Source organism: Pseudomonas sp. DCA-1, from assembly GCF_046523955.1.
Classification (GTDB): Bacteria; Pseudomonadota; Gammaproteobacteria; order Pseudomonadales; family Pseudomonadaceae; genus Aquipseudomonas; species Aquipseudomonas putida_Y.
Window position 1 is genome coordinate 1762864 of the sequence record NZ_CP169881.1, and the last position, 12388, is coordinate 1775251.

The window sequence follows — 12388 nt, forward strand, 5'->3', positions numbered from 1 at the left end:
AGTGGGGCGGATTCTACAGTGTGCAGTTTGTATGTCAAGCGCTAGGCTTTGATTTATCGATGTTTTTTCGAAAACGCTTATCAGCAGGCAAAGAAAAAGGCCACTGTGTTAACAGTGGCCTTTTCTTGAATCTGGTTGCGGGAGCCGGATTTGAACCGACGACCTTCGGGTTATGAGCCCGACGAGCTACCAGGCTGCTCCATCCCGCGTCAGTGGGGCGAATTCTACAGCGTACAGTTTATATGTCAAGCGCTAGGCATTGATTTTTCGAGCTTTTTCGAAAAGGCTTTTTTGCGGGCAAAGAAAAAGGCCACTGCGTTAACAGTGGCCTTTTCTCGAATCTGGTTGCGGGAGCCGGATTTGAACCGACGACCTTCGGGTTATGAGCCCGACGAGCTACCAGGCTGCTCCATCCCGCGCCTGTGAGATCGAATTCTACGGATTTGCGCCCCGATGTCAAGCAATTGTTTTGGAAAAACCTTTTTTGTTCAAACCCTTAGCGCTTGATAACAGTATGCAGCTCAGGCACGGCGGGGCTTTCAGGCCGATTATCGTGTGGCCAGGCAGGTGAGCTGTTTCAGAGCAGGGCGCATGCGATACTATCTGTATGAATTTACAGTGCTGACGGTCGTCCATGTCCTTGCGCAAGATCATTCACGTCGACTGCGATTGTTTCTACGCTGCGATCGAGATGCGTGACGACCCGCGCCTGGCCGGTCGGCCCATGGCGGTGGGGGGCTCGCCCGACCATCGCGGGGTCATCGCCACCTGCAACTATGAAGCACGCGCCTATGGCGTGCGCTCGGCCATGTCGTCGCGGCATGCGCTGAAGCTCTGCCCCGATCTGTTGATCGTCAAGCCGCGCTTCGAGGCCTACCGCGAGGCTTCGCGGGAAATCCACACGATCTTTCGCGACTACACGGAGCTTATCGAGCCTTTGTCGCTGGACGAAGCCTATCTGGATGTCAGCGACAGCCAGTGGTATTCGGGCAGCGCCACGCGCATTGCCGAGGATATACGCCGGCGTGTTGCCCGCACCCTGCATATCACCGTGTCGGCTGGCGTGGCGCCTAACAAGTTTCTGGCCAAGATCGCCAGTGACTGGCGCAAACCCAACGGGCTGTTTGTGATTACCCCAAATGAAGTGGAAACGTTCGTTGCAGCCTTGCCGGTGGCCAGGTTGCATGGGGTGGGTAAGGTGACGGCCGACAAACTGACGCGGCTGGGCATCGAAACCTGCCTGCATTTGCGTGAGTGGTCACGGCTGGCATTGGTGCGCGAGTTCGGCAGTTTTGGCGAGCGGTTGTGGGGGCTGGCGCGGGGGATCGATGAGCGTGCGGTGCACAACGACAGCCGACGCCAGTCGGTGAGTGTTGAAAACACCTACGATACCGACCTGCCAGACCTGACCAGTTGCCTGGCGCGGCTGCCCGAATTGCTGGACAGCCTGAACGAACGCATCGCCCGTATGGACAGCAGTTACCGGCCAGACAAACCGTTCGTCAAGGTCAAGTTCCATGACTTCAGCCAGACCACCATGGAGCAGGCGGGCGCGGGCCGGGACCTGGAGAGTTATCGGCAATTGCTGGGGCAGGCATTCGCCCGTGGTGGCAAGCCGGTACGCTTGCTAGGGGTAGGGGTGCGGTTGCGTGACTTGCGGGGGGCGCATGAACAGCTGGAGCTGTTCCCGCCTAATAAATGAAAGGGGCTGCAATGCAGCCCCATTCTGTTAATGCACGCCCGGATCGGCCACCAACCGGCCAGTGGCCTCGGTCAGCGACTGCAAGAACTCCTGCTGCAGCTCCGGATCGTTGCGGGTCAGCTCGATCAGGCTCTGTTCCATTTCACTGGCTTCCTCTTCAAGGCCCAGCTCGGACAAGCGCTTGACCCGGTGCACCCACTGGCCGACATCATCATCTTCGAGGTCATCGAAGATCAGCTCATGGGCTTCAAGCAGCTTATTGCGCAGGGTAGCGCTGACCAGCAGGCTGGCATCGCCTCTTACCGCATTGTCCTCATCATGTACCTGCAGGTGCAAGGTGCCGACGTGGTTGAGGTTCTGCTCGGAAAACGGGCTGTCGAGCAGGTTCAGACGCAGCACGCCATTGCGGTCGGTGGTCAGCTCGTGGGTCATCTTGCCGGCCTTGACCTCGACCAGGCGCTCGCTCCAGGGCAGGCTGGTGGATTCCTCGCGCTTGCCTTTCTGCACTTCGCTGATCCCGGCCAGGTTTTGCTGGGCGCGGCCGTTGGAGGGCACGTTCATGAACGGGTTGAGCCCATCCACGCCATAACTGAGCCAGTCATGCGTGATGCTTTGCGGCAGGTTGCCCAGGGCGAAGACGTTGACCACATTGGCGCCGACACCCGCCACCACGGCCACTGCACCCAGCGGGATCTCGTAGATCTCACGCCAGGGTTGGTACGGCGTGTAGCGGTCATAGCGACGGGTCACTTCGAACTCGGTGACTTCGAAGCGCTTTTGCTCATGCACGCGCACACGTCGCTGCGGAAGCTCCATCACCTTCGGCTCACCGACATCGATCTGCAGGGTGTGCTCGAGCAGTTTGCGCTCGACGCGCTCCTCATGGTCGCTGCGCTGGGACATCTGGTTGGCGCAGCCGCTGAGGAGCAGGGTGCCGCATAGTGCGGCACCCCCCAGGGTAAAGGTACTTCGCTTGAACATGATCACTCGTGCATTGATTATCAGCGGCGAACGCGGGCCTGCAGGAAGGTCAGCACTTCATTGAGCGGCAACGTCTGGGCGTCTTGCTCGGTGCGGTGCTTGTACTCCAGGTTGCCTTCGGCCAGGCCGCGATCGCTGACGACGATGCGGTGTGGGATGCCGATCAGCTCCATGTCGGCAAACTTGATGCCTGGGCTGGTTTTCTTGTCGCGGTCGTCCAGCAGCACTTCATAGCCGGCGGCGGTCAGTTCTGCATACAGCTTGTCGGTTGCGTCGCGGACCACGTCGGTTTCGTAGCGCAGCGGTACGAGGGCAATCTGGAACGGAGCCAGGGCGTCATTCCAGATGATGCCTTTGTCGTCATAGCTCTGCTCGATGGCAGCAGCAACCACGCGGGATACGCCAATGCCGTAGCAACCCATCGACAGTACGACCGGCTTGCCGTTCTCGCCCAGCACCTGGCACTTCAGCGCCTCGCTGTACTTGGTGCCCAGCTGGAAGATGTGGCCCACTTCGATGCCGCGCTTGATAACCAGGGTGCCCTGGCCGTCAGGGCTTGGGTCGCCTTCGACCACGTTACGCAGGTCGGCGACTTGTGGAACCGGCAGATCGCGCTCCCAGTTGACGCCGAAGTAGTGCTTGTCGTCGATGTTGGCGCCAATGCCGAAGTCGCTCATCAGGGCAACCGAGCGGTCGATGATGATTTCCAGTGGCAGGTTGAGCGGGCCGAGCGAGCCGGCACCGGCGCCAATGGCTTCGCGCAGTTCGGCTTCGGTGGCCATGACCAGCGGGTCGGCAACCTGTTCCAGCTTGGTGGCCTTGATTTCGTTCAGTTCGTGGTCGCCACGGACGATCAGGGCAATCAGCTTGCCCTCTTCGGCGCCGCGCACGATCAGGGTCTTGACGGTCTTTTCGATCGGCAGGCCGTGGTTCTCCACCAACTGGGCGATGGTCTTGGCGTTCGGGGTGTCGACCAGGCGCAGCTCCTCGGTAGGCGCTGGACGCACGGTTTCACGCGGTATGGCTTCGGCTTTCTCGATGTTGGCGGCATAGTCGGAGCTGTCGCTGAAGATCACGTCATCTTCGCCGGACTCGGCCAGTACGTGGAACTCGTGCGAGTAGCTGCCACCGATCGAGCCGGTGTCGGCCTGCACAGGGCGGAAGTCCAGGCCCAGGCGGGTGAACACATTGGTGTACGCCTGGTGCATGCGATCGTAGGTTTCCTGCAGGGAAGCCTGGTCGGCATGGAACGAGTAGGCGTCCTTCATGATGAACTCGCGGCCACGCATCAGGCCGAAGCGCGGGCGGATCTCGTCACGGAACTTGGTCTGGATCTGGTACATGTTGAGCGGCAGCTGTTTATAGCTGGACAGCTCGTTACGGGCCAGGTCGGTGATCACTTCTTCGTGGGTAGGGCCGACGCAGAAGTCGCGCTGGTGGCGGTCTTTCACGCGCAGCAGTTCAGGGCCGTATTGCTCCCAGCGACCGGATTCCTGCCACAGTTCGGCGGGCTGGATGCTCGGCATCAGCACTTCCAGGGCGCCGGCGGCGTTCATTTCCTCGCGCACCACGGCTTCGACCTTGCGCATTACCCGCAAGCCCATCGGCAGCCAGGTGTACAGGCCGGAGGCCAGTTTGCGGATCATGCCGGCACGCAGCATGAGCTGATGGCTGATGACCACTGCGTCGGCAGGGGTTTCTTTCTGGGTGGCGAGCAAATATTGACTGGTGCGCATGGTTAGCCGTGTCGATTGCCTAAGACGTTGAAATAGCCCCGCATTGTACGGGGGGGAAACGAAGGCGTACAGGATGCCCCAGGGCGTGACACTTGTCAGCCAAGAAAAAGCCCGGCGTGATTGCCGGGCTTTTTCAGGTGCGGGGCACTGCAAGCCAGGCTTACAGGATGCTCAGCGGGTACTCCACGATCAGACGCAGTTCGTCGATCGACGAGGAGCCGTAGTACACACCGTCGCTGGAGCGGTAGGTGGCCTGACGAACGCGGAAGCTCAGGTCCTTGGCTGGGCCGCTTTGCATCACGTACTTGACGTCGATGTCGCGTTCCCATTCCTTGCCGCTGTCGGTGGTGCGGGTGGTGGCACCGGTACCGCGAACATAACGGGTCATGAAGGTCAGGCCAGGTACACCGAACTCGGCGAAGTTCAGGTCGTAGCGTGCTTGCCAGGATTTTTCGTCTTCGGCGTTGAAGTCGGAACGGGCAACGGAGTTGGCCAGGAAGACGGTACCGCCACCGTCCACGCCGTACGCGTAATCACCGTCGCCGCTGACTTTCTGGTAGGCCAGGGTGAAGGTGTGGGCGCCAATGTTGTAGGCGCCCGACAGGCTGGCTGCGATGTTGTCCAGCTCATTGGTGCCGTCGGACTTGCTTACCCATGCGCCGGTCAGGTTGTTGCCAATCGACTTGGTGTCATAGATGTTGAAGTCGAACACCAGGCCTTGCTTGTCGCTGATCGGCAGCGCCCAGTTGATGTTGCCGTACCACTTGCGGAAGTGATCTTCGATACGCGAGTAGTAGACGCTGGTGCTGAGGCTGTCGGTAATGGCATAGGTGCCACCAAAGACGTTGGCTTCAGTCAGGTTCAGGCTGTCGTGATAGGTCTGAGCCTGGGCGTTGAGCGCGGTGAAGTGACCGGCATGCAGGGTCAGGCCATCGATTTCGTTGCTGGTGATCAGGCCACCTTCAGCCACTTCCGGCAGCAGGCGGCTGTCGTCGGTAGCCAGTACTGGCAGGGCGGTGAACTGGTCGCCGAACTTGAGCACGGTGTTGGAAATGCGCATTTTCACTGCGCCGCCGCCTTCGGAGTACTCGTCTTGCGAACGGCCGTCGGAACCTGTCGGGAACAGGCCGGTGCCGGCGCGGCCTTTACCGCTGTCCAGCTTGAGGCCCAGCATGCCGATGGCGTCGACACCGAAGCCTACGGTGCCTTGGGTGAAGCCCGATTCGAAGGTGCCGAGGAAGCCAAGGCCGGTTTCTTCAACGCGGCTCTTGCCGCTATCGTTGTTACGGAAGTCACGGCTGAAATACAGCATGCGGGTCTTGACGTTCAGCTTGCTGTCTTCGATGAAACCTTTGGACTCGTCCTGTGCCGAGGCCATTGCCAACTGCGAGGTCCCTGCCGCAACGGCCAGGGCGATCATGCTCCACTTCATCACGCGCATCGTGATTTGCTCCTTTGGTTTTTAGGAAGAGTACCGCTGCGTCCAAGTCTTTTAGTTATATGGGGCAGCTCTTTCTTGTTATGTCGGCGAAAATGTATAGCACGCAGACTGTTGTTGGCGATATGGCTATAAGCACTCTTTGCGGAACTTTTTCGCCGTGTCGCTTTTAAGTATTTCCATGTCGCAAATCACGCCCCGTTTCAGGGGCCGTATAACCTCAGCGCTGTTCCTGGCACCGTAACGAATCTGTAACTGCCGATTCCGGTTGAGGAAACTCCCTGGTAACCCATGTCGCTGTTGTTATTTGTCGCGTTCACCTGCCACTGCAGATGTCGTGCCGACTTGGCGGGAAGGGGATGCAACAAGCGTGCTCAAAATTCGCAACACTTCATGAAATTTTCACAAAACCTGCTACCGAGGGTCGGAAAGTACCGTAAATGCGGGGCGAAGGCGGCTTGGGTGTTTTTTGGGATCGAGAATCATTAAAATTTAAAAACCTGCCATTAGAGTCAAGGTGTTACCGCAACTTGTTAATCCGGGGGCATTTGTGGGGTGGCAGGTGTGGGGAAGGCGGTCAGGCGGCCTCATTTTGGTGCGAAAAGTAGCGCTGTGTTACCGGGAATGTGCAAGGTATCCTTGCTGGCCTGTTTCCGCCTGACGCGGGATGGTATTGCCTGAAGGAGATATGCCGTGTTCGTCCTCGATTCGCGATTGCAGCAGGATTCGCTGGTGCTGGGGGAGTTTCCGCTGTGCCAGTTGCTGCTGAGCAAGGATGCCAATTACCCATGGTTCATCCTGGTGCCCAAGCGCGCGGGTATCAGTGAGCTGTTCGAGCTGGATGCGGCAGAGCAACAGCAGTTGTGGCAGGAAACCACCCTGTTGGCAGAAGCGCTGAAGGCCAGCTACGCAGCTGACAAGATGAACGTGGCTACCTTGGGTAACGTGGTCAGCCAGTTGCACATGCATGTGATCGTGCGCCAGCGCGACGACGCCGCGTGGCCGGCTCCGGTATGGGGCAAGTGTGCGCCTGTGGGTTACACCGATGATCAACTGCAGGCTGTTCGTCAGCGTCTGCGCGGGCTGCAGCTTGCTGGTTACCAAGAGGCCTGACATGACATTGGAAATGCGTATGGTCGAGCTGGAAACCCGTCAGGCGTTTCAGGATGACGCTATCCAGGCGCTGAATGACGTGGTGGTGGAGCAAGCGCGGGTGATCGAGCGGCTGCAATTGCAGATGGCCGAGCTGATCAAGCGTCATGAAGAGATGGTTGGCCAGTATGGCAGTGAAGGGGAAGAGGCGCCGCCTCCCCATTATTGATTTCTGCCAGGCTGCCATCGCCGGCAAACCAGCCCCCACAGGTATGATGCTGCTCTCAGGTGCAGCGCTGACCTTGCGGAGCCTGGCTTGCCGTTGATGGCGTCAGTCGGTCAGCGGCGGGTTACCGCAACTACGTCTTCGGCCTGCAGGCCCTTGTCGCGGTGCATCACCGAAAACTCCACGCGCTGGCCTTCGACCAGGATGCGGTGGCCCTCACCGCGGATGGCTCGAAAGTGCACGAAGATGTCATCACCCGAGTCGCGGGAGATGAAACCAAAGCCTTTCGATGTGTTGAACCATTTGACGGTGCCAGTATCACGGTTGCCGGCATCTTGTGCCGCGTGCTGGCTGCTGCGTGCCTTGCGTGGGCCGCGTGCAAAGCCCACGGCCAGATGCAGGGCCACGGCCAGTGCCGCGCAGACCAGGGCTGCCAGGTTGCCCATTTCCGGGCGGGCCAGTAGCGTCAGGGTCTGCAGCACGACGGCGACCACCAACAGGGCGCAGGCCAGATGCTGCAGTTGTTGTCGCGCGCCGCGATGATACAGTGGCACCACCGGCGCCAGCACCAGGTTGAGCAGGCCGAGCAGGGCCAGGTAGACCGCGTCAGGTTGTTGCAGGAAGGGTGTCGCATCGGTTTTCAGGCTGGGTATGAGCGATAGCAGCAAAGCTGCCACGCCCGTCACCAGATGGACGATCTTGAACATGGGGTTGGCTCACTGTTGATAAGGCCGATCACAGGAAGAGCTGGCAGCACGGTGCGCATGAGATATGGAGCGCGAACACGTGGCAGGCCAGCCTATGCACCCGGCAATGACAGTCCGCACGGGTGGCACAGTGCCTATTTAACAGTAAAGCCGCAGCCTACTCAAACCGCAGGCCGCCCAGTGGGCGATGTGTTGCGCCATGTCACATGCGGCATGCGGCAAGTGTTGCTACAGTGGTCGGCGCCCGCTTGAGTCTCAAGCCTTATGGAAAGGGGAGCTTCATGGCAATTGATATCGGTATCAGTGAAGAAGATCGCAAGTCCATCGTCGATGGGCTGTCCCGCCTGTTGTCGGATACCTACGTGCTGTATCTGAAAACCCATAACTTCCACTGGAACGTCACCGGTCCGTCGTTCCGCACCCTGCACCTGATGTTCGAAGAGCAGTACAACGAATTGGCGCTGGCAGTCGATTCGATCGCCGAGCGAATCCGTGCCCTGGGCTTCCCGGCACCGGGTTCGTATGCATTCTATGCACGGCACTCGTCGATCAAGGAGGAGGAAGGTGTCCCTCCGGCAGACGAGATGATCCGCCAGTTGGTCCAGGGGCAGGAGGCCGTGGTGCGCACTGCGCGCAGCATTTTCCCTGTGGTGGACAAGGTCAGTGACGAGCCGACCGCAGACCTGCTGACGCAGCGCATGCAGGTGCACGAGAAAACCGCCTGGATGCTGCGGGTGCTGCTCGACGACAAGTAACCGTTGCTCAAGGCGGAAAACTTGCGCAACCCCTGTGGGAGTGGGCGCGCCCGCGAACGCCGGCGCAGCCGGTGCCATCCAGCGCATCGCCTGCTCCCACAGGGTCCGCCTGGCAACCTGGTATTTGCAAAGGAACATTTTGCCGCTGCTTTAAGCTCGCCCGTCAGCGCTTCATAGGCCACCTGGTACCTGTGACGAGGAAGTGTGGCGCATGATGCAAGCGAGCAAACGTATGGCAGGCCAAGGCAGCTGGCCAGGAAAACAGTGCATCGATCCGTTCAAGGCGGACTTTGACATGCTGCAGACGCAGCCGGTGTCACGTTCCGTGCGGCTCAACGGCTTTTCTACCTGTTTGCGCCTGGAGGCTGTCTACTGGGGTATCCTGGAACGCATTGCCGCCGCCAACCGTTGTTCGGTCAGTGCCGTGTTGTCCTATGTGGACCGTGAAGTGCACCTGCGTCAGGGTGGAGTGCGCAACTTCAGCGGGCTGATCCGGGTCATCTGCGTGGCGTGGCTGCAGGACCCGCCGAGTGCTCGCTGATCGCCTGGCGGGCTGCGCAGTGCTTGCTAACCATATATAATCCCGCTTTTTGCTGCCCCGGCAGCCAGCGTTATGGTTGACGAGAGACACCCATGCCCCTTTATGACTATCAATGTGCGTCCTGCGAGCACCGCATGGAAGTGCTGCAGAAGATCAGCGCCGCGCCGCTGACCGATTGTCCGGCCTGTCAGGCACCGGCACTGAAAAAGCTGCTGTCGGTGCCAGGCTTTCGCCTGAGCGGTAACGGTTGGTACGAAACCGACTTCAAGACCGGGGCGAAAAAGAATCTGGCAGGCGGCGACAAGGCCGACTGAGTTGAATGCTGTGACCGGGTCTTGCAGTATTAGCCCTCCGGGCGGCCAAGGCCTCCACCGAATACACGAATCACGAGAAGCGAAACCACCATCATGATGCGCAGCCATTATTGCGGCCAACTGAACGAGAGCCTGGACGGCCAGGAAGTCACCCTTTGCGGCTGGGTCCATCGTCGCCGCGACCACGGCGGGGTGATCTTCCTCGACATCCGTGACCGCGAAGGCATGGCCCAGGTCGTGTTCGATCCGGATCGCGCCGAAACCTTCGCCGCCGCAGACCGTGTGCGCAGCGAATACGTCGTACAGATCACCGGCAAGGTCCGCAAGCGCCCTGAAGGTGCAGTGAATGCCAACATGGCCTCCGGTGCCATCGAGATCCTCGGCTACCAGCTGACTGTGCTCAACGAGGCGGAAACCCCGCCGTTCCCGCTGAACGAGTACTCTGACGTCGGCGAGGAAACCCGCCTGCGCTACCGCTTCATCGACCTGCGTCGCCCGGAAATGGCTGAAAAGCTGCGCCTGCGTTCGCGCATCACCAGCAGCATCCGTCGCTTCATGGACGACAACGGCTTCCTCGATGTCGAAACACCGATCCTCACCCGTGCCACTCCGGAAGGCGCGCGCGACTACCTGGTGCCAAGCCGTACCCATGCCGGTAGCTTCTTCGCCCTGCCGCAGTCGCCCCAGCTGTTCAAGCAGCTGCTGATGGTCGCCGGCTTCGACCGCTACTACCAGATTGCCAAGTGCTTCCGTGACGAAGACCTGCGTGCCGATCGCCAGCCGGAATTCACCCAGATCGACATCGAGACCAGTTTCCTCGATGAAAGCGAGATCATGGGCCTGACCGAAAGCATGATCCGCAAGCTGTTCAAAGAAGTGCTCGACCTGGAATTCGGCGAATTCCCGCACATGACCTTCGAAGAGGCCATGCGCCGCTACGGCTCCGACAAGCCAGACCTGCGTATTCCGCTGGAACTGGTCGACGTTGCCGACCAGTTGAAGGATGTCGACTTCAAAGTGTTCGCCGGCCCGGCCAACGATCCGAAGTGCCGCGTTACCGCCCTGCGTCTGCCAGGCGGCGCCAGCATGCCGCGCAGCAAAATCGACGAGTACACCAAGTTCGTCGGTATCTACGGTGCCAAGGGGCTGGCCTACATTAAGGTCAACGAGCGCGCCAAGGGTGTCGAAGGCCTGCAGTCGCCGATCGTCAAGAACATCCCTGAGGCCAACCTCAACAACATCCTCGATCGCGTTGGCGCCGTAGACGGCGACATCGTGTTCTTCGGTGCCGACAAGTTCAAGGTGGTCAGCGAAGCCCTGGGCGCGCTGCGTATTCGCCTGGGTCACGACTTCGAGCTGCTGACCTGCGAGTGGGCGCCGATGTGGGTTGTCGACTTCCCGATGTTCGAAGAGAACGAAGACGGCAGCTTCACTGCATTGCACCACCCGTTCACGGCGCCGAAGTGCACCCCGGAAGAGCTCGAAGCCAACCCGGCCAGCGCCCTGTCCCGTGCCTACGACATGGTCCTGAACGGTACCGAGCTGGGTGGCGGTTCGATCCGTATCCACCGTAAAGAGATGCAGCAGGCAGTATTCCGCCTGCTGGGTATCGAAGCAGAAGAACAGGAAGAGAAGTTTGGCTTCCTGCTCGACGCTCTGAAGTTCGGGGCACCGCCTCACGGTGGCCTGGCGTTCGGTCTGGACCGTCTGGTCATGCTGATGACTGGCGCCCAGTCGATCCGTGAAGTGATCGCGTTCCCGAAAACCCAGAGCGCCGCGTGCGTCATGACCCAGGCCCCAGGCATGGTCGACGCCAAGGCCCTGCGCGAGCTGCACATCCGACTGCGCGAACAGACCAAGGTCGAGTAAGCAGTCCCCGGGCGCATCCATATGGATGCGCCTTTGCGTTTCGACGCAGGTATTTTCCCGTCCCGCCCCGTCATGGGGCGGGGCTGTTTGTGATTCAAAGGATTCGGAGTCGATATGGCTGGTCATTCCAAGTGGGCGAACATCAAGCACCGCAAAGAGCGCCAGGATGCCAAGAGAGGCAAGGTCTTCACCAAGTGGATCCGTGAACTGACGGTCGCTGCCAAGCAGGGTGGCCCTGACCCGGCATCCAACCCGCGCCTGCGCCTGGCGTTGGACAAGGCCCTGGGCGCCAACATGAGCCGCGACATCATCGATCGCGCCGTAGCCCGTGGTGCTGGCACCAACGAAAGCGACAACGTCGAAGAGCTCAGCTACGAGGGTTACGGCCCGGGTGGCGTGGCGATCATGGTCGAAGCCATGACCGACAACCGCAACCGTACCGCTGCCGCCGTGCGTCATGCCTTCACCAAGTGTGGCGGCAACCTGGGTACTGACGGCTCGGTGGCCTACCTGTTCGAGCGCAAAGGCCAGATCAGCTTTGCCCCCGGCGTGGAAGAGGACGCGTTGATGGAGGCGGCGATGGAGGCCGATGCCGACGACGTGGTGGCCAATGACGACGGTTCGTTCGACGTATTCACTTCGTTCAACAGCTTCTATGCCGTGCGTAATGCCCTGGAGGAGGCTGGCTTCGAGGCCGCTGATGCAGAAATCGTCATGCAACCGACCACCAGTGCCGAGCTCGACCAGGACGGTGCCGAAAAGGTGCTCAAGTTGATCGACATGCTCGAAGACCTGGACGACGTGCAGAACGTCTATTCCAATGCTCAGATTTCCGACGAGATCATGGAAAACCTAGGCTAAGGTGATTTGGCATTTTGTGCCAACGCTGAGCGTTTGATCGCGCCTGTGCCGGCCCTTTCGCGGGTAAACCCGCTCCTACAGGTATTACGCCCATTTCAAATGTGGTGCAGTACCTGTAGGAGCGGGTTTACCCGCGAAAGGGCCGGCGCAGTTTGTAGAGATGCAT

Annotated in this window: 12 protein-coding genes and 2 tRNA genes; 8 read left to right on the forward strand and 6 right to left on the reverse strand. The window is 60.0% G+C overall.

Annotated features, from left to right (window positions below):
* Positions 1 to 132 precede the first annotated feature (132 nt).
* Positions 133 to 209, reverse strand: a tRNA-Met gene (locus ACE4QZ_RS08410).
* Between the two features lie 133 nt (positions 210 to 342).
* Positions 343 to 419: transfer RNA gene (locus tag ACE4QZ_RS08415), tRNA-Met, on the reverse strand.
* 221 nt (positions 420 to 640) lie between these two features.
* Here ACE4QZ_RS08415 and dinB point away from each other — a divergent pair.
* Complete coding sequence (dinB, locus tag ACE4QZ_RS08420) at positions 641 to 1702, forward strand: DNA polymerase IV (RefSeq protein ID WP_162149595.1); 1062 nt, start codon at positions 641 to 643, stop codon at positions 1700 to 1702.
* Between the two features lie 27 nt (positions 1703 to 1729).
* On the opposite strand, the gene ACE4QZ_RS08425 is transcribed toward dinB, so the two are convergent.
* The 3 genes from ACE4QZ_RS08425 to ACE4QZ_RS08435 all read right to left on the reverse strand — a co-directional run bounded on the left by ACE4QZ_RS08425 (position 1730) and on the right by ACE4QZ_RS08435 (position 5860).
* Positions 1730 to 2683, reverse strand: coding sequence for a hypothetical protein (locus tag ACE4QZ_RS08425; protein ID WP_103462109.1), 954 nt, complete (start codon positions 2681 to 2683; stop codon positions 1730 to 1732).
* A 20-nt stretch (positions 2684 to 2703) separates the two neighbouring features.
* The gene (locus tag ACE4QZ_RS08430) at positions 2704 to 4419 is read right to left on the reverse strand and encodes a proline--tRNA ligase (RefSeq protein ID WP_021783327.1); all 1716 of its coding nucleotides are present in this window, start codon (positions 4417 to 4419) and stop codon (positions 2704 to 2706) included.
* 160 nt (positions 4420 to 4579) lie between these two features.
* A complete protein-coding gene (locus ACE4QZ_RS08435) occupies positions 4580 to 5860 on the reverse strand; it encodes an OprD family porin (RefSeq protein ID WP_021783328.1) in 1281 nt (426 codons plus the stop codon).
* A gap of 690 nt (positions 5861 to 6550) precedes the next feature.
* Between ACE4QZ_RS08435 and ACE4QZ_RS08440 the strand changes: the two genes are divergently transcribed.
* Both ACE4QZ_RS08440 and ACE4QZ_RS08445 read left to right on the forward strand, forming a co-directional pair.
* Positions 6551 to 6970 (forward strand): HIT family protein, encoded by a 420-nt coding sequence (locus tag ACE4QZ_RS08440; RefSeq protein ID WP_021783329.1) that lies wholly within the window; start codon positions 6551 to 6553, stop codon positions 6968 to 6970.
* 1 nt (position 6971) lies between these two features.
* Positions 6972 to 7178: a SlyX family protein gene (locus ACE4QZ_RS08445; protein ID WP_012051473.1), complete on the forward strand. Its 207-nt coding sequence runs from the start codon at positions 6972 to 6974 to the stop codon at positions 7176 to 7178.
* A gap of 110 nt (positions 7179 to 7288) precedes the next feature.
* Here the strand turns inward: ACE4QZ_RS08445 and ACE4QZ_RS08450 are convergent, their stop codons facing one another.
* Positions 7289 to 7882 carry a cold-shock protein gene (locus ACE4QZ_RS08450; protein ID WP_021783330.1) on the reverse strand — a complete coding sequence of 198 codons (594 nt, stop codon included), beginning with the start codon at positions 7880 to 7882 and terminating at the stop codon, positions 7289 to 7291.
* A 281-nt stretch (positions 7883 to 8163) separates the two neighbouring features.
* Between ACE4QZ_RS08450 and ACE4QZ_RS08455 the strand changes: the two genes are divergently transcribed.
* From ACE4QZ_RS08455 to ACE4QZ_RS08475, 5 genes are all read left to right on the forward strand, one after another.
* A complete protein-coding gene (locus tag ACE4QZ_RS08455; RefSeq protein WP_010952363.1) occupies positions 8164 to 8637 on the forward strand; it encodes a Dps family protein in 474 nt (157 codons plus the stop codon).
* A 211-nt stretch (positions 8638 to 8848) separates the two neighbouring features.
* Positions 8849 to 9178 (forward strand): ribbon-helix-helix domain-containing protein, encoded by a 330-nt coding sequence (locus ACE4QZ_RS08460; protein WP_021783331.1) that lies wholly within the window; start codon positions 8849 to 8851, stop codon positions 9176 to 9178.
* Positions 9179 to 9270: 92 nt separating this feature from the next.
* Positions 9271 to 9492, forward strand: a complete 222-nt coding sequence (locus tag ACE4QZ_RS08465; protein ID WP_003254776.1) for an FmdB family zinc ribbon protein — start codon at positions 9271 to 9273, stop codon at positions 9490 to 9492.
* A 93-nt stretch (positions 9493 to 9585) separates the two neighbouring features.
* The gene (gene aspS / locus ACE4QZ_RS08470; RefSeq protein ID WP_028698159.1) at positions 9586 to 11361 is read left to right on the forward strand and encodes an aspartate--tRNA ligase; all 1776 of its coding nucleotides are present in this window, start codon (positions 9586 to 9588) and stop codon (positions 11359 to 11361) included.
* A gap of 114 nt (positions 11362 to 11475) precedes the next feature.
* Positions 11476 to 12222, forward strand: coding sequence for a YebC/PmpR family DNA-binding transcriptional regulator (locus ACE4QZ_RS08475; RefSeq protein WP_021783333.1), 747 nt, complete (start codon positions 11476 to 11478; stop codon positions 12220 to 12222).
* Positions 12223 to 12388: the final 166 nt, after the last annotated feature.

Bases quoted from the DNA above. Each gene is read 5' to 3' on its own strand.
- ACE4QZ_RS08425 (WP_103462109.1), bottom strand. From the start codon at position 2,683: ATGTTCAAGCGAAGTACCTTTACCCTGGGGGGTGCCGCACTATGCGGC.
- ACE4QZ_RS08430 (WP_021783327.1), bottom strand. From the start codon at position 4,419: ATGCGCACCAGTCAATATTTGCTCGCCACCCAGAAAGAAACCCCTGCC.
- ACE4QZ_RS08435 (WP_021783328.1), bottom strand. From the start codon at position 5,860: ATGCGCGTGATGAAGTGGAGCATGATCGCCCTGGCCGTTGCGGCAGGG.
- ACE4QZ_RS08445 (WP_012051473.1), top strand. From the start codon at position 6,972: ATGACATTGGAAATGCGTATGGTCGAGCTGGAAACCCGTCAGGCGTTT.
- ACE4QZ_RS08450 (WP_021783330.1), bottom strand. From the start codon at position 7,882: ATGTTCAAGATCGTCCATCTGGTGACGGGCGTGGCAGCTTTGCTGCTA.
- ACE4QZ_RS08455 (WP_010952363.1), top strand. From the start codon at position 8,164: ATGGCAATTGATATCGGTATCAGTGAAGAAGATCGCAAGTCCATCGTC.
- ACE4QZ_RS08460 (WP_021783331.1), top strand. From the start codon at position 8,849: ATGATGCAAGCGAGCAAACGTATGGCAGGCCAAGGCAGCTGGCCAGGA.
- ACE4QZ_RS08465 (WP_003254776.1), top strand. From the start codon at position 9,271: ATGCCCCTTTATGACTATCAATGTGCGTCCTGCGAGCACCGCATGGAA.
- aspS (WP_028698159.1), top strand. From the start codon at position 9,586: ATGATGCGCAGCCATTATTGCGGCCAACTGAACGAGAGCCTGGACGGC.
- ACE4QZ_RS08475 (WP_021783333.1), top strand. From the start codon at position 11,476: ATGGCTGGTCATTCCAAGTGGGCGAACATCAAGCACCGCAAAGAGCGC.